We start from the raw sequence: 17,804 nt of genomic DNA, 5'->3' as shown, positions 1-17,804 counted from the left end.
TTGATGAGGAGCTTAGGCGCAGATCAGACGACAGGAAAGCCCGACGAAAGAGGAAGAGGATTTGGCTTTTCTCAACGATGCCCGAAAATGGCAGAGCCAACACGAACGCTGGTGGCACCAAAGGAGATAGCCGTTTCAAAATCGCCAGACATTCCCATCGAAAGGTTTTTTACGCCTGCTTCTTCTGCAAGCTTTCTGAGTAACGCAAAATAAGGACCCGGGTGATCTTCCAATGGTGGAATACACATCAAGCCTTCAATGGTAAGGCTCAGCTCCTCGCGGCAGAATTTGACGAAAGCAACAGTGTCCTTCGGCTCGATGCCAGCCTTTTGCGGCTCCATGCCAATGTTCACCTGCACATAAAGCCGGGGTGTTTTGCCTTGCTTCTTGATTTCGTCCGCAAGCGCGCGAGCAATTTTCTCACGGTCGATCGTTTCGATCACATCGAAGAGAGCCACCGCATTGGCCGCCTTGTTAGACTGGAGGGGCCCGATGAGGTGCAATACGATATCGGGCGTCTCCGCCTTCAGTTGCGGCCACTTTCCCTCACTTTCCTGAACACGATTTTCCCCGAAAATCCGCTGTCCGCTTGCAATAACAGGTCGAATAGCCTCCGCTTCGAAGGTTTTGGAAACCGCAACCAGTTCAACAGATCCGGGTGCACGAGCGGCATCTTTTTCCGCAACTGCAATTTTCTGCCGAACATCCTGAAGTCTTTCTTCGACCGTCATCTTGAAGCCTTTCCCTGAAACTCAGCCAAGCCAGTTACCTCTCGCCGCGTCCAATGCCAAGCGATTGATCGCCATTATGCCCGCGTGTGGCCTCAAAAACTTGACGCTCAAGCCCATTCGTGGTGAAGGTCACCCAACTCTATTCATACCCGGAAATTCATCGAAATGGCGACCGAACGTTACAATCCACGGGATGCCGAACCCCGTTGGCAGGAAAAGTGGGCTGAAGCGAAAATCTTCGAGACCGATAATAAGGACTCGCGCGAAAAGTACTATGTGCTGGAAATGTTCCCCTACCCATCGGGGCGCATCCATATGGGCCACGTGCGAAATTACGCCATGGGCGACGTGGTGGCGCGTTATAAGCGTGCGCGCGGCTACAGCGTTCTTCACCCTATGGGTTGGGATGCCTTTGGTATGCCAGCGGAAAACGCTGCCATGCAGAACAAGGTTCACCCGAAGGATTGGACCTACCAGAACATCGCCACCATGCGCGGCCAGCTGAAGTCCATGGGGCTTTCGCTGGATTGGTCACGCGAGTTCGCGACCTGCGATGTTGAATATTATCAGCGCCAGCAACACCTTTTCCTCGACATGATGGAAAAGGGCTTGGTCTACCGTAAACAATCCAAGGTAAACTGGGACCCGGTCGACCAGACGGTTCTGGCCAATGAGCAGGTTATCGATGGCCGCGGCTGGCGCTCCGGCGCACTTGTTGAGCAGCGCGAGCTGACACAATGGTTCTTCAAGATCACTGATTTCGCGCAAGACCTGTTGGATTCGCTGGATGGCTTGGATCAGTGGCCTGAAAAGGTTCGTCTGATGCAGAAAAACTGGATCGGGCGCTCCGAAGGTTTGACGATCCGTTGGGAATTGGCGGAAGAGAGCCGTACGACGGCTGGCTGCAGTGAGGTAGAGGTCTATACCACACGCCCGGATACGCTGTTTGGCGCATCATTCCTCGCAATTTCTGCAGACCATCCGATTGCCAAAGCCATTGCTGCCGTGAATGCGGAAGCCGATGAGTTCTGCGAGGAATGCCGTCGCCAAGGTACGTCTCTGGCCGCGTTGGAGACAGCCGAGAAGAAGGGCTTCAACACCGGCCTCACCGTGAAGCATCCGCTCGATCCTTCCTGGGAACTGCCAGTTTACATCGCAAATTTCGTCCTGATGGATTATGGCACGGGGGCCATTTTCGGCTGCCCTTCCGGCGATCAGCGCGACCTGGATTTCGCGCGTAAATACGATCTCCCAGTAGTTCCAGTGGTTATGCCAGCCGATGGCGATGCTGCAACCTTCTCGGTTGGCGCTGAGGCCTATGATGGCGATGGCGTGATGATTAACTCCCGCTTGCTGGATGGCATGTCTACCCAAGCCGCCTTTCAGAAAGTGGCGGATATGCTGTCCCAGCAGCAGCTTGGCAATGCACCGCAGGCAGCGCGGAAGGTCAATTTCCGCCTGCGTGACTGGGGTGTTTCCCGTCAGCGCTACTGGGGCTGCCCGATCCCGGTGATCCATTGCGAAGTCTGCGGCGTTGTTCCGGTGCCGAAAAAGGATCTTCCGGTCAAGCTGCCGGATGACGTGACATTTGACGTCCCTGGCAATCCACTGGACCGTCACGCGACGTGGAGAAACGTATCCTGCCCATGCTGCGGCAAGCCCGCCCGGCGTGAAACAGATACGATGGACACTTTTGTCGATTCGAGCTGGTACTTTGCACGCTTCACATCACCGCGCGAAGATAACCCGACTGACCCTGCCGTTGCCAATCGCTGGCTGCCCGTGGATCAATATATCGGCGGCATCGAGCACGCGATCTTGCATCTACTCTATTCGCGCTTCTTTACCCGCGCGATGAAGGAAACAGGCCATCTCGACCTGAAGGAGCCATTCAAGGGCCTCTTCACGCAGGGAATGGTGGTTCATGAGACCTACCGCCTCGGTGAAGGTCAGAGCGGCCAGTGGGTTGCACCTGCCGATGTTCGTATCGAAGAAGTCGATGGGGCTCGCAAAGCATTTATGCTCTCCTCAGGCGATGAAGTTTCTATCGGCTCCATTGAGAAGATGTCGAAGTCCAAAAAGAACGTCGTCGACCCGGACGATATTATCGCTTCTTATGGTGCAGACACCGCGCGCTTCTTTGTGCTGTCTGACTCACCACCGGATCGCGACGTCATCTGGTCGGAAGCAGGTGTAGAAGGTTCCCACCGCTTCGTTCAGCGTGTCTGGCGTTTGATCTCAGAAGCCGCAGAACATCTTCGGACAGTAGTTTCGAATCCGGCTAAGGAAGGGCCTGCACTTGCTGTTTCGCAAGCGGCCCACAAGACGCTCCAGGCTGTTCAGCAGGATTACGACAAACTCGCCTTCAACAAGGCCGTTGCGCGTATCTATGAGTTGGTGAATACGCTAGCTCAACCTCTGACACTTGTTGCCGCTGGCCAGCAGGACGATCACTACGTAGCGGCTGTCCGCGATGCTGCGCAAATCCTTGTCCAGATCGTGGCCCCGATGACGCCGCATCTCGCTGAGGAGTGCTGGTCTGCTCTCGGGAATACAGGCATGGTTGCTGAAGCTGCTTGGCCGGTATTCGATCCAGCTCTCGTGGCTGATAATGAGGTGCTTCTGCCTGTCCAGATCAACGGAAAGAAGCGTGCCGAATTGACAATCGCGCGTGATGCTGACCAAAATGCCGTTGAGAAAGCGGCGCTGGCTTTGGAAGCAGTCCAGACAGCGCTCGCAGGCGGTACGCCGAAAAAGATCATCATTGTCCCACAGAGGATCATCAACATTGTTGTTTGAGCGTTCTTCCGCCTTCCGGCGCATAAGTGCTGCCGTTCTGACCATAGGGTTGGTGTCGGCTCTGGCAAGCTGCCAGGTCAGGCCTCTGTATTCTGCTGATTCAGTAGCACCAGCGAAATTGGCTGCCATCAAAATTTCGCCAGCAGGCGGCCGCGTTGGGCAACAGGTTCGCAATCGCCTGATCTTCCTGACATCAGGCGGAGCAGGCGAACCCGCCAAAGCTGACTACTCGCTGCAACTGAGCGTTGGTTCTTCCGCAGCAGATATTATCGATGATGAATTGGCGGTTGCCGGACCGCTGCCAAGCCGCATGACCGTTAGTGCAACCTATGTGCTGACGCGCCTCAGCGATGGTCGGGTGCTAAAGTCAGCCACTCGTTCGGCAACTTCGCTGCTTGACCTAAGTCTGCAGGAGTTCGCAAAGCTTCGCGCCTATCGCGATGCTGAAAACCGGGCAGCTAATGAAGTGGCTGAATTTGTCAGAGCGGATCTTGCCACCGTCCTTTCCAAGTAACAGATGGCGGAGATCAAGGCATACGAATTTGATCGGTTGCTCCCAAGAGCAACCGATCTCTACCGCATATTTCTCGTCTATGGCCCAGACCGTGGCCTTGTTTCCGAGCGCGCAGCCGACCTAGCAACAAAAGCAGGGGTCAAGCTTGATGATCCATTCTCGTTTACGCGCCTTGATCTATCTGACCTGCAGGGTGATCCCGGTCGTCTTGTAGATGAAGTCAATGCACTTGGCTTGTTCGGCGGAGCCAAGGTTATTTGGGTCAAAGGCACGGGTTCAGACAAAGCTCTTTCAGATGCCCTACAAACGCTTTCGTCCGGTCCTATCCCAGAGAACATTCTCATCATCGAGGCTGGTGATCTGAAGAAGGGAAGTGCGCTCAGAAAAACCTGCGAAACGGTCTCCATCGCTGTCGCTATCCCCTGCTACTCCGACGACGGAAAGGCGCTCAACGCCCTGGTGGATCAGGAATTGGCAACCGAAGGCTTGCGGATCACATCAGAAGCTCGCGCCCTGCTGCTAGAATCTCTTGGTGGCGATAGAATCGCTTCACGCAATGAGATCCGAAAGCTTGCACTTTATTGCAAGGGATTCGGGACTGTTGAAGAACAGCACGTGGTCGACATAATCGGTGACGCGAGCGCAATTTCCACAGACGACGCAGTGGATTGTGTGTTGAAAGGTGATCTTCCCGGCTTGCATCGGGCAATTCAGAAAATCATCACCTCGAAGACACCGATTTTCCTGGTCTTGCAATCATGCCTCAAACAATTCCAGCTCCTTGATACGATGCGGGCTGAGATGGATGAGAAGCGGCTTCCACTGACGCAAGTAATGCAGACGACCGGGAGACACATTCATTTTAAACGAAAGCCGTTATTTGAACGGGCCTTGAAGGGCTGGTCGGCTGAAGGTCTTTCACGAGAAACGAATAGATTGCAAAACGCCATTCTACAGTCCAGACAGCGTGGGTCCCTGGAAGACACTGTAGCGTTCCAAACCTTACTTGCCACAGCGCTGCAATCAGCCCGTTCGGCCGGCTGAATTATCTTTGAGTTGGCTCTGTTGCACCGGCGAATAAGTAATTATCGCCGCTCAAGAAGGCGACATATCTCTTCCAGTTGCTCAAGCGTCCGATAGCTGATCCGTATTTGCCCACCACTGCCTTTGTGGTTGATCTTCACATCTAAGCCTAGTGCATCGGTCAGGCTGCGTTCAAGAGCCAAAGTATCCGAATCTTTTTCATTCGTGCGGGAGAGTGGTGCTGGCTCACTCTGAGCTTTGATGTCGTTTTGCGCTAACCGTTCAGCATCGCGCACCGACATGCCTTTGCTAACAATGGTTTTTGCCAAACCGGTTGGGTCAGACGTTGATACCAAGGCGCGCGCATGACCAGCAGATAACTGCCCATTCGCCAACATATCGCGAACTGGCTCAGGAAGTTTTAAAAGGCGAAGGCTGTTTGCCACATGGCTGCGGCTTTTGCCGATAATTTCACCGAGGTCGTTCTGAGTGTATCCGTGCTCCGCGATCAGTTGATCGTACCCCAGTGCTTCTTCAAGCGGGTTGAGATCCGAGCGCTGAACATTTTCCACAATGGCTATTTCAAGAGCCGTGCGGTCATCTACATCACGCACTATAACAGGAATTTCAACGAGGCCCGCCAGTTGAGAAGCTCTCCAACGGCGTTCCCCGGCAATAATTTCAAATTCCTGTCCACGACTTCGGACCACGACAGGCTGAACGACGCCGTGCTGCCGAATAGAACTCGCCAGATCATGAAGCTCAGCCTCATCGAACATCCGCCGTGGATTTCGGGGATTACGGGTTATCAATTCGATAGGAACAGCGCGGTCTGCGGTGACGACCGGTTTGGATGGTGCTTCCGCTGTGGCAACTTGATCGATCTCTCCGATCAATGCGGCCAGTCCGCGACCTAGCCGACGCCTTGAAGGATCTTCAACCATTTTAGCTAGTCCTGTTCGTTCTTGTTTCAGGCTGCCTTACGGCGGCGCTCACGCTGAATGACTTCGGAAGCCAGTTGCAAGTATGCTTGGCTACCAGCACATTTCAGATCATAGAGAATTGCGGGCTTACCGTAGGAGGGTGCCTCAGAGACGCGGACATTTCGCGGAATGAGCGTGTGGTAAACCTTGTCGCCAAGATATGTTCTCACATCACTAACGACCTGTTGTGCTAGGTTATTGCGCGCGTCGAACATCGTCAGAACTATTCCTTGGATGTCGAGCCCTGGATTAACGCTCTGCCGAACCTGATCCACAGTTTCCAGCAACTGACTTAGTCCTTCGAGAGCGAAAAATTCGCATTGCAACGGCACAAGAACCGAATGAGCTGCGGTCATAGCATTCACTGTCAGCAAATTAAAAGAAGGAGGGCAATCAAGCAGGACATAACTATAGCTGACAGCTTCATCATCCTGGAGTGCGCGACGTAACCGAAAAGCCCGGTCGCTTTCACGACCAATCTCCATCTCTAACCCAAGAAGATCCATTGTGGATGGAACGATCGAGAGGTTGGGCACAGCGGTAGGGACAGCAGCTTCAGCCACACTGCTATTTCCCATCATAACGTCAAAGGAAGAAATGCGTCGGTCCTTGCGATCGATGCCCAACCCGGTGCTTGCATTGCCTTGAGGATCAAGGTCTACGATCAGAACGCGTTCGCCGATCGCCGCAAGCGCAGTTGCGAGGTTGATAGCAGTCGTCGTTTTGCCGACGCCACCCTTTTGGTTCGCAATCGCGATGATACGGTTTGGTTCAAACATGACGAACACCCGCGGTGGTTAATCCTTGGGCTGAAGAGCGGAAATCTCAAGTATGACAGATTCGTCTTCAACAGCGCTGCTATGTTGTAGCAGACCGAAATTCCAGCGACTACGTGCTTTCTCGATTTCCGCTTGATAATCCCGACCTTTGTGCAAATAGGCTGTAATCGTTTCGTCATCTGCCATCCACTGACTGCAATAATTGAGCAGCAATGGGAGCTCAGCAAGTGCACGGGCAGATATCGCCTGACAATTTGGTATTTTTGATTTTGCCTGTTCAATGCGAACAGGATGGACCGTGCCTCGAGCACCCGTTTCTCGAAGCGCGGTCCTTAAAAAGGACGCCTTCTTCTGATTACTCTCCACTAAATTTACCCAACCATCATTCAGTTCTGCCAGAAAAATAGCGGTAATCACTCCCGGGAAACCGCCGCCCGAGCCTAGGTCAACCCAGACACATGGGTCAGGTCTCAGCTGAAAGATTTGTGCACTATCGGCTATGTGCCGAGACCAGAGATCAGCCTTGGTCGAAGGAGCAACGAGGTTGATCGTATCAGCCCATTTTTGGAACAGGCCAGCAAAGTGATCTAGCCGCTGCTCTGTTTCACGTGAAACAGCTTTACCGTTCAGCTTCATCCAGCATCCCTGCTAAGCGATTGATGTAGCGAATGTTTCTTAACCAAAGCGAGAAGCAACGCAAGAGCTGCGGGTGTCATTCCATCGATTTTTGCCGCTTGCGCAAAGTTTTTCGGAGAAGCTTTATTGAGCTTGACCTTCAACTCGTTCGAGAGCCCAGAAACGAGATCGTAGTCAAAGCTGTCCGGTATAGACCTACTCTCGTCTCGGCGAACAGTCTCGACATCTGCTTTCTGTCTTTCGAGGTAAACCGCATAACCTGCTTCTATCTCTAGAGCTTCTCTGACATTGCCTGGCGCAGGGTTGAGATCAGACCAAATAGGCGTCAGCATATCGAAGCTGATGTTGGTGTAAGATAGAAGGTCATAGCCATTCCTTCGCTGGCCGTCCTGGTTCAGCTCGATACCATGTGCTGCGGCCTCCTTGGGTGTAACACTGTTCCCCTGAAGGATGCTACGATAGTGATCCAAAGCGCTTATGTAATCCGCAAATTTGACTTGGCGTGAATGCCCGACCAGACCCAGATCTATCGCTTGTGGTGTAAGGCGAACATCTGCATTATCAGCCCTTAACGATAGGCGGTACTCAGCCCGAGATGTGAACATCCGGTAGGGCTCGCTCACGCCGCGGCTTGTGAGATCATCAACCAGAACACCGATATAGGATTCCGTCCGGCTAAAAATGTGGCTTTGTTGACCGGCGGCCCGACGAGCAGCGTTTAGCCCTGCGACAAGCCCTTGAGCTGCGGCTTCCTCATATCCGGTTGTACCGTTGATTTGACCAGCGAGAAAAAGGCGCGGCATCTTCTTCAGCTGTAAATCCTGGTCGAGTTCGCGAGGGTCGACATGATCATATTCAATCGCATATCCGATCTGACGGATAACCACGTGTTCAAGTCCGGGGATCGTACGAATAAACGCTTCCTGCACCTCGGCCGGCAGAGAGGTCGAGATCCCATTTGGATAGACCGTATCGTCGTCTAAACCCTCGGGTTCCAGAAAGATCTGGTGTCCATCGCGTTCGCCGAAACGAACAATCTTATCTTCGATCGACGGACAATAGCGGGGACCAACTCCGCTGATCTGCCCAGAATACATAGCGCTTTTCTGGATATTGTCTGCGATGATTTTATGAGTCGCTTCCGTAGTACGCGTTACGCCACACTCTATTTGAGGTGTCGTGATACGGTCTGTCATGAAGGAGAATGGGACGGGATCGTCATCAGCTGCCTGACGCCCGACGGAAGCCCAGTCTATAGTGCTGCTGACCAAGCGGGCAGGCGTTCCGGTTTTAAGACGCCCGAGTTGAAGACCCAAGCGTTGCAGCGTTAAGGACAATCCAACCGAAGGTGCCTCGCCAACCCGCCCTGCGGGAGTAGTCTCTTTTCCGACATGAATCATGCCGCGAAGGAACGTCCCGGTAGTCAATACGACTGCGCCACATACAAATGTCTGCCCGTCCGCCAATATGACGCCACGAACTTCGCCAGCCTCAATCTCCAAATCAAAAGCATCACCTTCAATCACATCAAGATTTGAATGATTGAAAATTTCATTCTGAATTGCCTGACGATAGAGACGCCGATCTGCTTGTGTGCGAGGACCGCGCACCGCTGGACCCTTTTTTCGATTCAAGAGCCGGAATTGGATGCCTGAGGCATCAGCAACACGGCCCATTAAACCGTCAAGAGCGTCCACTTCCCTGACCAAATGTCCTTTGCCCAAACCGCCAATTGCGGGATTGCAGGACATGACACCGATCGTATCCCGATTATGGGTAATGAGGGCTGTTCTTGCCCCGAGCCTTGCGGATGCCGACGCTGCTTCACAGCCTGCATGGCCTCCGCCAATTACGATTACATCATAGCTTGTCATTGGGTCACCAGCTGCCAATGCAGTGTTTCACGTGAGTCACTTGCCAACGCAGAATTCTGAGAAGATGATGCCGAGCATATCATCGACATCAACTCGTCCTGTAATCCGGCCAAGTGCTTCAGAAGCAAGTCGTAAATGTTCGGCGCGGATGACAATATCAGTTCCCTTTAGCGCTTCCTCAATAAAATTGGAAGTCTCACGCAGATGGTTGAGATGACGCTGTCTTCCAACACCCGATGAAGAAATTGCCTGCCAGTCCTTACGCACGGCTTCCAGAATGGCCTCTCGTAGTTCCGCCATACCTGACCCTGTTAGTGTGCTGATGAGAAAGTCATACTGAGCGAGAGAATTATCGGTCTTCAAATCTGCTTTACTACCAACTCGCAAAACGCGATCTGATGGATATATCCTGGTACATTTCGGAACCGAATCGATATCCTGCATATGAAGCACTAGATCGGCATTGTCCGCAGCGAGTAGCGCGCGCCGCACACCTTCCTTCTCAACAATATCGTCAGTTTCTCGGATACCGGCGGTGTCGATAAAGCGAACGAGAAATCCTTCAATATCGAGATCGATTTCTATAATATCACGAGTTGTCCCGGCAACTTCAGTAACAATGGCGAAGTCTCTTCCGGCCATTGCGTTCAGGAAGCTTGATTTTCCAGCATTGGGCGGTCCAGTGATGACCACCTTAAAGCCGTCACGGATGGATTGACCGGCTTTTGCAGAAGTGACCTGGGCGAGAATTTCTTCGCGAAGCGACCCCATATCGGGCCAAATCCGGTCAGAGACACTGCCCGGGATATCTTCTTCATCTGAAAAATCGAGCTCTGCTTCAATCATGGCTCGCGCATGGGTTAATCTTTGGGCCCACCCATCGTATAGCTTGGAAAGACCACCTAGCATTTGTTCGGCAGCAAGACGCCTCTGCATTTCGGTTTCGGCGGAGATGAGATCGCCCAAACCTTCAACTTCTACCAGGTCTATCTTTCCATTCTCAAATGCTCTTTTCGTGAATTCTCCCGCCTCTGCATATCTGCATCCAAGCATTTCAAGTTCTTGTGTCAGGAGCGCTACAACGGCTCTTCCGCCATGAAGCTGGAACTCCACACAGTCTTCACCAGTGAATGAACCCGGGCCGGGAAATACGAGGAGCAATCCCTTGTCTATCAACGAACCGTTCCGGGTGCGAATCTTTCGGAGCACCATTTGCCTGCTGGTCGTGAAGTCGCCAGCGAGCGTCCTGGCCGCACTGAGTGCTCTATCCCCACTAACGCGAATGACGGCAACACCGGAGGGTGTGCCGCCACTTGAGAGGGCAAAAATAGTATCTCGCGTTCTCATCGTTTCCTCTTCCGGAATCCGGGAAAGCGATGATGTCGCATTAGCCGGAATCCGGCTAAATTATGTATTCATTGAGTCGAAGAAGTCGCCATTCGTCTTGGTTTGCTTCAACTTGTCGATCAAGAACTCGATGGCGTCAGTCGTTCCCATCGGCGCCAAGATACGCCGAAGAACGAAGATCTTCTGCAGATCCTGACGCGGTACAAGAAGGTCTTCCTTACGCGTGCCGGACTTGAGAATATCCATCGACGGGAAGATGCGCTTGTCAGCGACCTTGCGATCAAGCACGATTTCAGAGTTACCTGTACCCTTGAATTCTTCGAAGATGACTTCGTCCATGCGGCTCCCGGTGTCGATCAGAGCCGTTGCGATGATGGTAAGAGAGCCACCTTCTTCAATGTTACGAGCCGCACCAAAGAAGCGCTTTGGACGTTGCAGAGCGTTCGCATCCACACCGCCCGTCAAGACCTTACCAGATGAAGGGACAACGGTGTTATAAGCACGGCCAAGGCGCGTGATAGAATCGAGCAGAATGACGACATCACGACCATGCTCAACGAGGCGCTTGGCTTTTTCGATGACCATTTCAGCCACCTGGACGTGGCGAACAGCAGGTTCATCGAAAGTAGAAGACACGACTTCACCGCGTACCGAACGCTGCATATCCGTTACTTCTTCTGGACGTTCGTCGATGAGAAGAACGATCAGATAGCATTCTGGATGATTGGCGGTAATCGAATGCGCGATATTTTGCAGGAGAACCGTCTTACCGGTCCTTGGCGGTGCAACAATCAGTCCACGCTGACCTTTTCCAAGCGGTGCCACTAGATCGATCACGCGGGCAGAGAGATCCTTCGAAGTCGGGATCTCCAGTTCCATCTTGAAACGCTCGTTTGGATAGAGCGGCGTCAGGTTATCGAAGTGAACCTTGTGGCGAATTTTCTCCGGGTCATCGAAATTGATCGTGTTGACCTTCAGAAGCGCAAAGTACCTTTCGCCTTCTTTCGGCCCGCGGATAGGGCCTTCAACCGTATCTCCCGTCTTCAGGGAGAAGCGCCTGATCTGCGATGGTGAAATATAAATATCGTCCGGGCCGGGCAGGTAGTTCGCGTTTGCTGAGCGCAAGAAACCGAAGCCATCCTGTAGAACTTCAACGACACCTTCGCCAATGATCTCGACATCCTGGCTGGCTAGAACCTTGAGAATTGCGAACATGAGTTCCTGCTTGCGCATTGTGCTCGCATTCTCGACCTCCAGTGATTCGGCGAAGGTCAGCAAATCGGTTGGAGATTTGCTCTTGAGTTCTTGTAGCTTCATTTCAGCCATGAAGTAGGGACCGCTTTGAATTTGAATGGGAATTTGGCGTGCTTCTGAGGATCGATTCCGGCGGTAACCCGCGGATGTCAGACATTAAATACAAGCCATTGGAGATGAGTGACGGGAAGATAGCGGCTAAGCCACCTCGCCGCAAGAGGGGAACAACAAACTTATCTCAGAACGGTTTAACGATGACCAGAATGACGATGAGCATCATCAAAACTGTCGGGATTTCATTCATCATTCGCCAGTAGCGCGCAGTATGGCGTGGGCCGTCAGCCGCGAACTGGCGGACTGCGTGCGATTGATGCACATGCGCAATTGTTAGCAGCACGACGAGTAAAATCTTGCCATGCAACCATCCGCCCTGAAACGAGAAACCCTGCCATGCCAGGTAGAGGCCCAATATCCAGCTGATCATCATCGCCGGGTTCATGATCACCTTTAGGAGGCGACGCTCCATTACCTTGAAGGTTTCAGATTGCTGCGAACCAGGCTCGGCATCAGTATGATAGACGAAGAGTCTCGGCATGTAGAAAAGGCCAGCCATCCAGGCAATCACAGCAATCACATGGAAAGCTTTTGCCCAGAGATAAAAATCATTTGGCCGCAGCATATAGAGACCTACTAGGAGCAATACGAAAAACGCCAAAGCCATTACAGCACGAGTGGCGGCTTTCTGCCCGGCTTTAGCATCGATTTGTCGTTCACCGGCCATAGTGAAAGCCTCGAACGCGATCCACGATCTGCGTGACATGATCCGGATTTGCCTCTGGTGTGATCCCATGACCGAGGTTGAACACGAGCGGTCCATTGCCCAGCACGTTGAGAATCGCATCAACTCCCTCATCCAGCGCCATGCCACCAGCAACCACACGCATTGGATCGAGATTTCCCTGTACCGGACCATCCTTCTGCAATTCAGCTGCGAAACTTAACGGCACGGACCAGTCGAGACCAATCATGTCTGCCCCCGTCTTTTGTCGATAGGTTTTCAGGTTCATGCCCGCGCCTTTGGCGAAAGCAATGATTTTGGCCTGAGGACGGCGGCTTTTGATGGAGCGGATCATTTTTGCGACAGGTGCAATGGCGAAAGCCTCGAATTCTGCTTCACCCAAAACACCGGCCCAAGAATCGAAGATCTGTACCGCATCTGCTCCGGCATCGATTTGAGCGACGAGGTAATCAGCTGAAATCTCTGCAAGCAGATTGAGAAGGAATTCGAAGGCTTCACGATACCTGTAACCAAAGAGGCGGGCTGGAGCCTGATCCGGCGTCCCATGTCCAGCGATCATATAGGTCGCAACGGTCCAGGGAGCGCCACAGAAGCCTAGCAAGGTGGTCTCTGGTGGCAGGGCAGCCCTAATGCTACTGACGGCCTTCATAACCGGCTTCAAGTGATCCAAAACGTTCGATGCATCGAGAGCTCGAATTTCCGCTTCGTCGATGGGGTCCATTTTCGGACCCGAGCCTTCAACGAAACGAACATTGCGTCGTAGCCCATCTGGGATAACCAGAATATCCGAAAACAGAATGGCCGCATCAAAACCGTAACGACGGATCGGTTGAAGTGTCACCTCTGTCGCAAGTTCAGGCGAATAACAGAGTTGAAGGAAACTGCCAGCCTGCGCACGTGTTGCGCGATATTCGGGAAGATAACGACCGGCCTGTCTCATAAGCCAAATTGGAGGAGGGGTGACAGTTTTACCATCCAGCACTTCCAGAAGCTTACGGCGAATGATGGTCAAGCGGAGTTCTCCTAAACAAAGAAATCTAGAATCTTTTTGTTTTCTGATTCTTAGAGTCGGTGGGTAGCAGGGATCATTTCTCTTGCACAGGTAACAAGGGTAAAGCCTTCATTAACGCGTCTGTAAGCGCAATATGTAACGCTCGGCCAATAAAATGGTATAATCTGGATAATCCAAAAAAATCAGAGGCTTGTTTCGTCTGAAAATCATGCTTAACTGTGGATAAGTCTGGAGATCTTCATTATCGCGGCATATTGTCCCCAGAACTCACAGATAGGATGAAGAGAAGCCCAAGCCGAAGCCAAATGTGGATAAGCTGGCAGTTTTCCCGATGGGTCAGCACGCCCTATCTCCGCCAGTCAGATTGTCCCAGGTTATAAACAGGAGAGGAAGATTAGCGTGGAGAACCGGAAAACCTTCTTCCATCTTCATCTCATATCTGACTCAACAGGAGAGACATTGATCTCCGCCGGTCGTGCAGCCTCCGCGCAATTTCGCACCGCAATGCCTATCGAGCATGTTTATCCGCTCATAAGAAATCGGCAGCAGCTTGCCTCAGTTCTGGAATCTGTCGATGAAAAACCAGGCATCGTGCTCTATACGATTGTGGACCAGATTCTTGCGGCACACTTGGATGAACGCTGCCGAGAGTTAGGGGTTCCCTCGGTCAATTTACTTGAACCGGTTCTGGCTGTTTTTCAGACCTATCTCGGTTCCCGATCCAGACGCAGGGTCGGTGCGCAACATGCCTTGAACGCCGATTACTTCCGGCGCATCGAAGCGCTGAATTTCGCAATGGATCATGACGACGGCCAGATGGCAGAAGACTATGATGAGGCTGATGTGGTACTCGTCGGCATCAGCCGCACGTCCAAGACACCGACGAGCATTTACCTCGCCAACAGGGGCATCAAGGTTGCCAATGTTCCGATCGTACCGGAGACACCGCTGCCAGCCGCTCTACTGAGTGCCACCCGCCCGCTAGTTGTTGGTCTCATTGCAACGACTGACCGGATTTCCCAGGTGAGGGAAAATCGCGAACTGGGAACAGTTCAAGGGTTTGATCGCAGTCCCTATACGGATCGAGCCAACATCAACGAAGAACTGAAATACGCTCGGGCCCTCTGCGCACGCCATCAATGGCCAATCATTGATGTGACACGCAGATCCATTGAAGAGACGGCAGCGGCCATCGTTGCTCTGCGTCCCAAGCTGCGATAGAGCGATTCGCGTCCAATTCCCGTTTTCCCTGCAGGGTGCTCATGTGAAAGAATCGATAGTCCTTGCCTCTTCCAGTCCGTTTCGTCGCATGTTGATGAAAAATGCGGGTCTGATCTTTGAAGCGTTACCAGCCAACATTGATGAACGCGCGCTAGAGGCAGAATTCGGCGCGTCACCCACGTCACCAGCAGATATTGCGCTTCTTCTAGCGCGGGCGAAGGCGCTAGAGGTGAGTGCTCGCAAATCGGCTTGTCTGGTAATCGGTTCGGACCAGACGATGTCCCTCGAGGATCGTGTTTTTCATAAGCCCGCCTCACGAGAGGAGGCACGTGAAACTCTGGTGGCGCTATCGGGAAGGACGCATCAGTTGAATAGCGGGGTCAGCCTCGTAAAGGACGGAGCCATTCTTTGGGAAGGGGTCTTTTCGGCCAAGCTGCATGTCAGGCCGCTATCAAACGAGTTTATTGAAGCTTACCTGGACAAGGTAGGCGAAAAGGTCATGTCGAGCGTTGGCGCCTATCAGCTTGAAGGGGAAGGAATTCAGCTCTTCTCTGCCATTGAAGGTGACTACTTTACCATCCTCGGCCTTCCAATGCTCCCGCTTCTGGATGCACTGCGAAATCTGGGAGCGATTGATGGCTGATTCACGTGAAACGTTAACAGCTTTTGTGGTTGGCCATCCTATCGGTCATTCACGTTCACCTCTTATCCATTCTTACTGGCTGCGTAGGTTCGGCATCAACGGCAGCTATACCGCTGTCGAAAAAACGCAAGCCGAATTTGCAAGCTTTATCGCCGAGGTGAAAACTGGTCGCAGTTTTCGGGGCGGCAATGTTACCATTCCTCACAAGGAAGCAGCGTTCAAACTAGCTGACCGCCCGGATGAATTGGCTGAAGAACTCGGAGCCGCCAATACGCTTTGGCTTGCGGACGGACATCTTTGCGCCACCAACACGGATGGTCATGGCTTCACCGCCAATCTCGATCAGCGCGCTCCCAGCTGGCACAACACAGATCGTGCCATCATTCTGGGGGCGGGAGGTGCCAGCCGCTCGATTATTCAGGCAGTACGCAATCGGGGCATCCGCGAAATTCATGTTCTCAATCGCACCGTCTCTCGCGCCAAGGAATTGGCAGATCGCTTCGGTTCCTGCATCCACGCGCACCCTTTGGAAGCGCTTAGCGAAGTGATGGCGGGGGCAGGGCTTTTCATTAACACTACCTCGCTTGGCATGAAGGGAGAGGGGGTAATTGATGTCGATTTTTCTCTTCTCTCAGAGACCGCTGTAGTGACAGACATCGTTTACGTGCCGTTGAAAACGCCGATGCTATCGAGGGCGGAACAACAGGGAAGAACCATTGTCGATGGGCTTGGGATGTTGTTGCATCAAGCAGTCCCTGGTTTTGAGCGGTGGTTCGGTCACCGCCCGATGGTGGATGATGCCCTGCGCCAAATGATTATTGCCGATATGGAAAAATCCACATGATCATCATTGGACTGACCGGGTCTATCGGCATGGGCAAATCAACCACGGCTGGAATTTTCGCTGAGCAAGGTATTCCAGTTAATGATGCCGATGCTGTGGTTCATGATCTTTACCGCACGGACGCAGTGGAGCCAATTCGACAAGCCTTTCCAGGCACCATAAAAGATGGTCATGTCGATCGAGCAGAACTTTCTCGCCAGCTGGCAAACGATCCTTCAAGCTTCAAGATATTGGAGCAAATTGTCCATCCTCTTGTGCGTGAGCGTGAACAAAAATTTCTGGAAAGGCAAGGCGGCAATGGTGCAGACCTTGTTCTGCTCGATATTCCGCTTCTCTTCGAAACAAATGGGGATGACCGGGTCGATACAGTTATAGTGGTGACATGCGATGCTAAAATTGAAGAGCAAAGGGTGCTTTCGCGTCCGGGCATGACCCCGGAGAAATTCAACCTCATTCTTTCACGGCAAGTACCGGATGCGGAAAAACGGCGTCGTGCGGATTTCATCATTGATACCGGCCATGGTATTGAGCAAGCCAAGGCAAGGGTGACGGATATTTTGCGTCAACTTCGGGCGGGTATACTCAGCGAGAATAGCAATGCGTGAGATCATTTTCGATACAGAAACCACCGGCCTTGAGAGCAAGGCAGACCGCGTGATTGAAATCGGCGGTATCGAACTTCTCAATCATTTTCCGACTGGGCGCACATTCCACGTCTATATCAATCCTGGCGAACGCAAGGTTCACCCCGATGCCTTGGCCGTTCACGGTATTACGGATGATTTTCTGAAGGATAAGCCGCTTTTCGCCGACATCGCTGATGAGCTGCAAGCTTTCTTCGAAGGTGCAAAATGGATCGCGCACAATGCGACCTTCGATATGGGCTTTATCAATGCGGAATTTGACAGATTGGGTCTTCCGCCAGTTCCCCAGGATCAGGTCATCGATACGTTGGCTCTCGCACGCCGCAAGCACCCGATGGGACCAAATTCGCTTGATGCACTGTGCAGACGCTACGGCATAGATAACTCACACCGCACCAAGCATGGAGCCTTGCTCGACTCCGAACTGCTTGCTGAAGTCTATATCGAAATGATCGGGGGTCGTCAGGCGGCGCTCGGCCTGATGAGTGCCGATGAAGGTACAACGACTGTTGAAGTCGATGATGTTGAGGTGGAGATCATGACCCGCCCTCGTCCTCTGCCGTCACGCGTATCGGCATCAGAATTGGAAGCGCATCAGGCCATGGTTTCCTCGCTTGGTGCGAAGGCCCTGTGGTCCCGCTATTCCTTATAACCGAACATGAAAAAGCCGGCGCATGGCCGGCTTTCAGAATTGATCTTCC

17 protein-coding genes are annotated in these 17,804 nt (G+C 52.7%); 8 read left to right on the top strand and 9 right to left on the bottom strand.

Going from position 1 to position 17,804, the window contains the following annotated elements; all coding sequences use genetic code 11:
- Window positions 1-71: 71 nt before the first annotated feature.
- On the bottom strand, window positions 72-731 hold the full coding sequence (locus AC0JZ1_RS17815; protein WP_471883784.1) for a YggS family pyridoxal phosphate-dependent enzyme: 660 nt from the start codon (window positions 729-731) through the stop codon (window positions 72-74).
- Window positions 732-896: 165 nt separating this feature from the next.
- Here AC0JZ1_RS17815 and leuS point away from each other — a divergent pair, with 165 nt between their 5' ends.
- Genes leuS through holA form a run of 3 tightly spaced genes read left to right on the top strand, consistent with a single transcriptional unit; the run spans window position 897 to window position 5,088 of the window.
- A complete protein-coding gene (leuS, locus tag AC0JZ1_RS17810) occupies window positions 897-3,530 on the top strand; it encodes a leucine--tRNA ligase (RefSeq protein WP_471883783.1) in 2,634 nt (877 codons plus the stop codon).
- Entirely contained in the window at window positions 3,520-4,044 is a 525-nt protein-coding gene (locus AC0JZ1_RS17805; RefSeq protein WP_471883782.1) for a hypothetical protein, read from the top strand. Before leuS ends, AC0JZ1_RS17805 begins: the two co-directional genes overlap by 11 nt.
- Window positions 4,045-4,047: 3 nt before the next feature.
- Window positions 4,048-5,088 carry a DNA polymerase III subunit delta gene (gene holA, locus AC0JZ1_RS17800; RefSeq protein WP_471883781.1) on the top strand — a complete coding sequence of 347 codons (1,041 nt, stop codon included), beginning with the start codon at window positions 4,048-4,050 and terminating at the stop codon, window positions 5,086-5,088.
- 41 nt (window positions 5,089-5,129) lie between these two features.
- On the opposite strand, the gene AC0JZ1_RS17795 is transcribed toward holA, so the two are convergent.
- From AC0JZ1_RS17795 to hemE, 8 genes are all read right to left on the bottom strand, one after another.
- Window positions 5,130-6,011 carry a ParB/RepB/Spo0J family partition protein gene (locus tag AC0JZ1_RS17795; RefSeq protein ID WP_471883780.1) on the bottom strand — a complete coding sequence of 294 codons (882 nt, stop codon included), beginning with the start codon at window positions 6,009-6,011 and terminating at the stop codon, window positions 5,130-5,132.
- Window positions 6,012-6,037: 26 nt separating this feature from the next.
- Window positions 6,038-6,829 carry a ParA family protein gene (locus AC0JZ1_RS17790; protein ID WP_471883779.1) on the bottom strand — a complete coding sequence of 264 codons (792 nt, stop codon included), beginning with the start codon at window positions 6,827-6,829 and terminating at the stop codon, window positions 6,038-6,040.
- Between the two features lie 18 nt (window positions 6,830-6,847).
- Window positions 6,848-7,465, bottom strand: coding sequence for a 16S rRNA (guanine(527)-N(7))-methyltransferase RsmG (gene rsmG, locus AC0JZ1_RS17785; RefSeq protein ID WP_471883778.1), 618 nt, complete (start codon window positions 7,463-7,465; stop codon window positions 6,848-6,850).
- The gene (gene mnmG, locus AC0JZ1_RS17780) at window positions 7,462-9,339 is read right to left on the bottom strand and encodes a tRNA uridine-5-carboxymethylaminomethyl(34) synthesis enzyme MnmG (protein ID WP_471883777.1); all 1,878 of its coding nucleotides are present in this window, start codon (window positions 9,337-9,339) and stop codon (window positions 7,462-7,464) included. The genes rsmG and mnmG overlap by 4 nt, the downstream gene beginning before the upstream one ends.
- A gap of 36 nt (window positions 9,340-9,375) precedes the next feature.
- Window positions 9,376-10,686 (bottom strand): tRNA uridine-5-carboxymethylaminomethyl(34) synthesis GTPase MnmE, encoded by a 1,311-nt coding sequence (gene mnmE, locus AC0JZ1_RS17775; RefSeq protein WP_471883776.1) that lies wholly within the window; start codon window positions 10,684-10,686, stop codon window positions 9,376-9,378.
- 60 nt (window positions 10,687-10,746) lie between these two features.
- The gene (rho, locus tag AC0JZ1_RS17770; RefSeq protein WP_471883775.1) at window positions 10,747-12,012 is read right to left on the bottom strand and encodes a transcription termination factor Rho; all 1,266 of its coding nucleotides are present in this window, start codon (window positions 12,010-12,012) and stop codon (window positions 10,747-10,749) included.
- A gap of 166 nt (window positions 12,013-12,178) precedes the next feature.
- Window positions 12,179-12,721 carry a protoporphyrinogen oxidase HemJ gene (gene hemJ, locus AC0JZ1_RS17765; RefSeq protein WP_471883774.1) on the bottom strand — a complete coding sequence of 181 codons (543 nt, stop codon included), beginning with the start codon at window positions 12,719-12,721 and terminating at the stop codon, window positions 12,179-12,181.
- Window positions 12,711-13,751 carry a uroporphyrinogen decarboxylase gene (gene hemE, locus AC0JZ1_RS17760; RefSeq protein ID WP_471883773.1) on the bottom strand — a complete coding sequence of 347 codons (1,041 nt, stop codon included), beginning with the start codon at window positions 13,749-13,751 and terminating at the stop codon, window positions 12,711-12,713. Before hemE ends, hemJ begins: the two co-directional genes overlap by 11 nt.
- Before the next feature lie 399 nt (window positions 13,752-14,150).
- Here hemE and AC0JZ1_RS17755 point away from each other — a divergent pair, with 399 nt between their 5' ends.
- Genes AC0JZ1_RS17755 through dnaQ form a run of 5 tightly spaced genes read left to right on the top strand, consistent with a single transcriptional unit; the run spans window position 14,151 to window position 17,755 of the window.
- Window positions 14,151-14,972 carry a pyruvate, water dikinase regulatory protein gene (locus AC0JZ1_RS17755; RefSeq protein WP_471883772.1) on the top strand — a complete coding sequence of 274 codons (822 nt, stop codon included), beginning with the start codon at window positions 14,151-14,153 and terminating at the stop codon, window positions 14,970-14,972.
- Window positions 14,973-15,015: 43 nt separating this feature from the next.
- Complete coding sequence (locus tag AC0JZ1_RS17750) at window positions 15,016-15,615, top strand: Maf-like protein (RefSeq protein ID WP_471883771.1); 600 nt, start codon at window positions 15,016-15,018, stop codon at window positions 15,613-15,615.
- Complete coding sequence (locus AC0JZ1_RS17745; RefSeq protein WP_471883770.1) at window positions 15,608-16,459, top strand: shikimate dehydrogenase; 852 nt, start codon at window positions 15,608-15,610, stop codon at window positions 16,457-16,459. The genes AC0JZ1_RS17750 and AC0JZ1_RS17745 overlap by 8 nt, the downstream gene beginning before the upstream one ends.
- Window positions 16,456-17,064: a dephospho-CoA kinase gene (gene coaE, locus AC0JZ1_RS17740; protein WP_471883769.1), complete on the top strand. Its 609-nt coding sequence runs from the start codon at window positions 16,456-16,458 to the stop codon at window positions 17,062-17,064. Before AC0JZ1_RS17745 ends, coaE begins: the two co-directional genes overlap by 4 nt.
- Window positions 17,057-17,755, top strand: a complete 699-nt coding sequence (gene dnaQ / locus AC0JZ1_RS17735; RefSeq protein WP_471883768.1) for a DNA polymerase III subunit epsilon — start codon at window positions 17,057-17,059, stop codon at window positions 17,753-17,755. Before coaE ends, dnaQ begins: the two co-directional genes overlap by 8 nt.
- Window positions 17,756-17,804: the final 49 nt, after the last annotated feature.

This window comes from Affinirhizobium capsici (assembly GCF_977018625.1).
This window is presented reverse-complemented; position numbering and strand designations above follow the sequence as displayed.

What these genes read in the sequence shown, in the direction of transcription:
- AC0JZ1_RS17815 (WP_471883784.1), bottom strand. Translation starts at nt 731, where the DNA reads ATGACGGTCGAAGAAAGACTTCAGGATGTTCGGCAGAAAATTGCAGTT.
- leuS (WP_471883783.1), top strand. Translation starts at nt 897, where the DNA reads ATGGCGACCGAACGTTACAATCCACGGGATGCCGAACCCCGTTGGCAG.
- holA (WP_471883781.1), top strand. Translation starts at nt 4,048, where the DNA reads ATGGCGGAGATCAAGGCATACGAATTTGATCGGTTGCTCCCAAGAGCA.
- AC0JZ1_RS17795 (WP_471883780.1), bottom strand. Translation starts at nt 6,011, where the DNA reads ATGGTTGAAGATCCTTCAAGGCGTCGGCTAGGTCGCGGACTGGCCGCA.
- AC0JZ1_RS17790 (WP_471883779.1), bottom strand. Translation starts at nt 6,829, where the DNA reads ATGTTTGAACCAAACCGTATCATCGCGATTGCGAACCAAAAGGGTGGC.
- rsmG (WP_471883778.1), bottom strand. Translation starts at nt 7,465, where the DNA reads ATGAAGCTGAACGGTAAAGCTGTTTCACGTGAAACAGAGCAGCGGCTA.
- mnmG (WP_471883777.1), bottom strand. Translation starts at nt 9,339, where the DNA reads ATGACAAGCTATGATGTAATCGTAATTGGCGGAGGCCATGCAGGCTGT.
- mnmE (WP_471883776.1), bottom strand. Translation starts at nt 10,686, where the DNA reads ATGAGAACGCGAGATACTATTTTTGCCCTCTCAAGTGGCGGCACACCC.
- rho (WP_471883775.1), bottom strand. Translation starts at nt 12,012, where the DNA reads ATGGCTGAAATGAAGCTACAAGAACTCAAGAGCAAATCTCCAACCGAT.
- hemJ (WP_471883774.1), bottom strand. Translation starts at nt 12,721, where the DNA reads ATGGCCGGTGAACGACAAATCGATGCTAAAGCCGGGCAGAAAGCCGCC.
- AC0JZ1_RS17745 (WP_471883770.1), top strand. Translation starts at nt 15,608, where the DNA reads ATGGCTGATTCACGTGAAACGTTAACAGCTTTTGTGGTTGGCCATCCT.
- coaE (WP_471883769.1), top strand. Translation starts at nt 16,456, where the DNA reads ATGATCATCATTGGACTGACCGGGTCTATCGGCATGGGCAAATCAACC.
- dnaQ (WP_471883768.1), top strand. Translation starts at nt 17,057, where the DNA reads ATGCGTGAGATCATTTTCGATACAGAAACCACCGGCCTTGAGAGCAAG.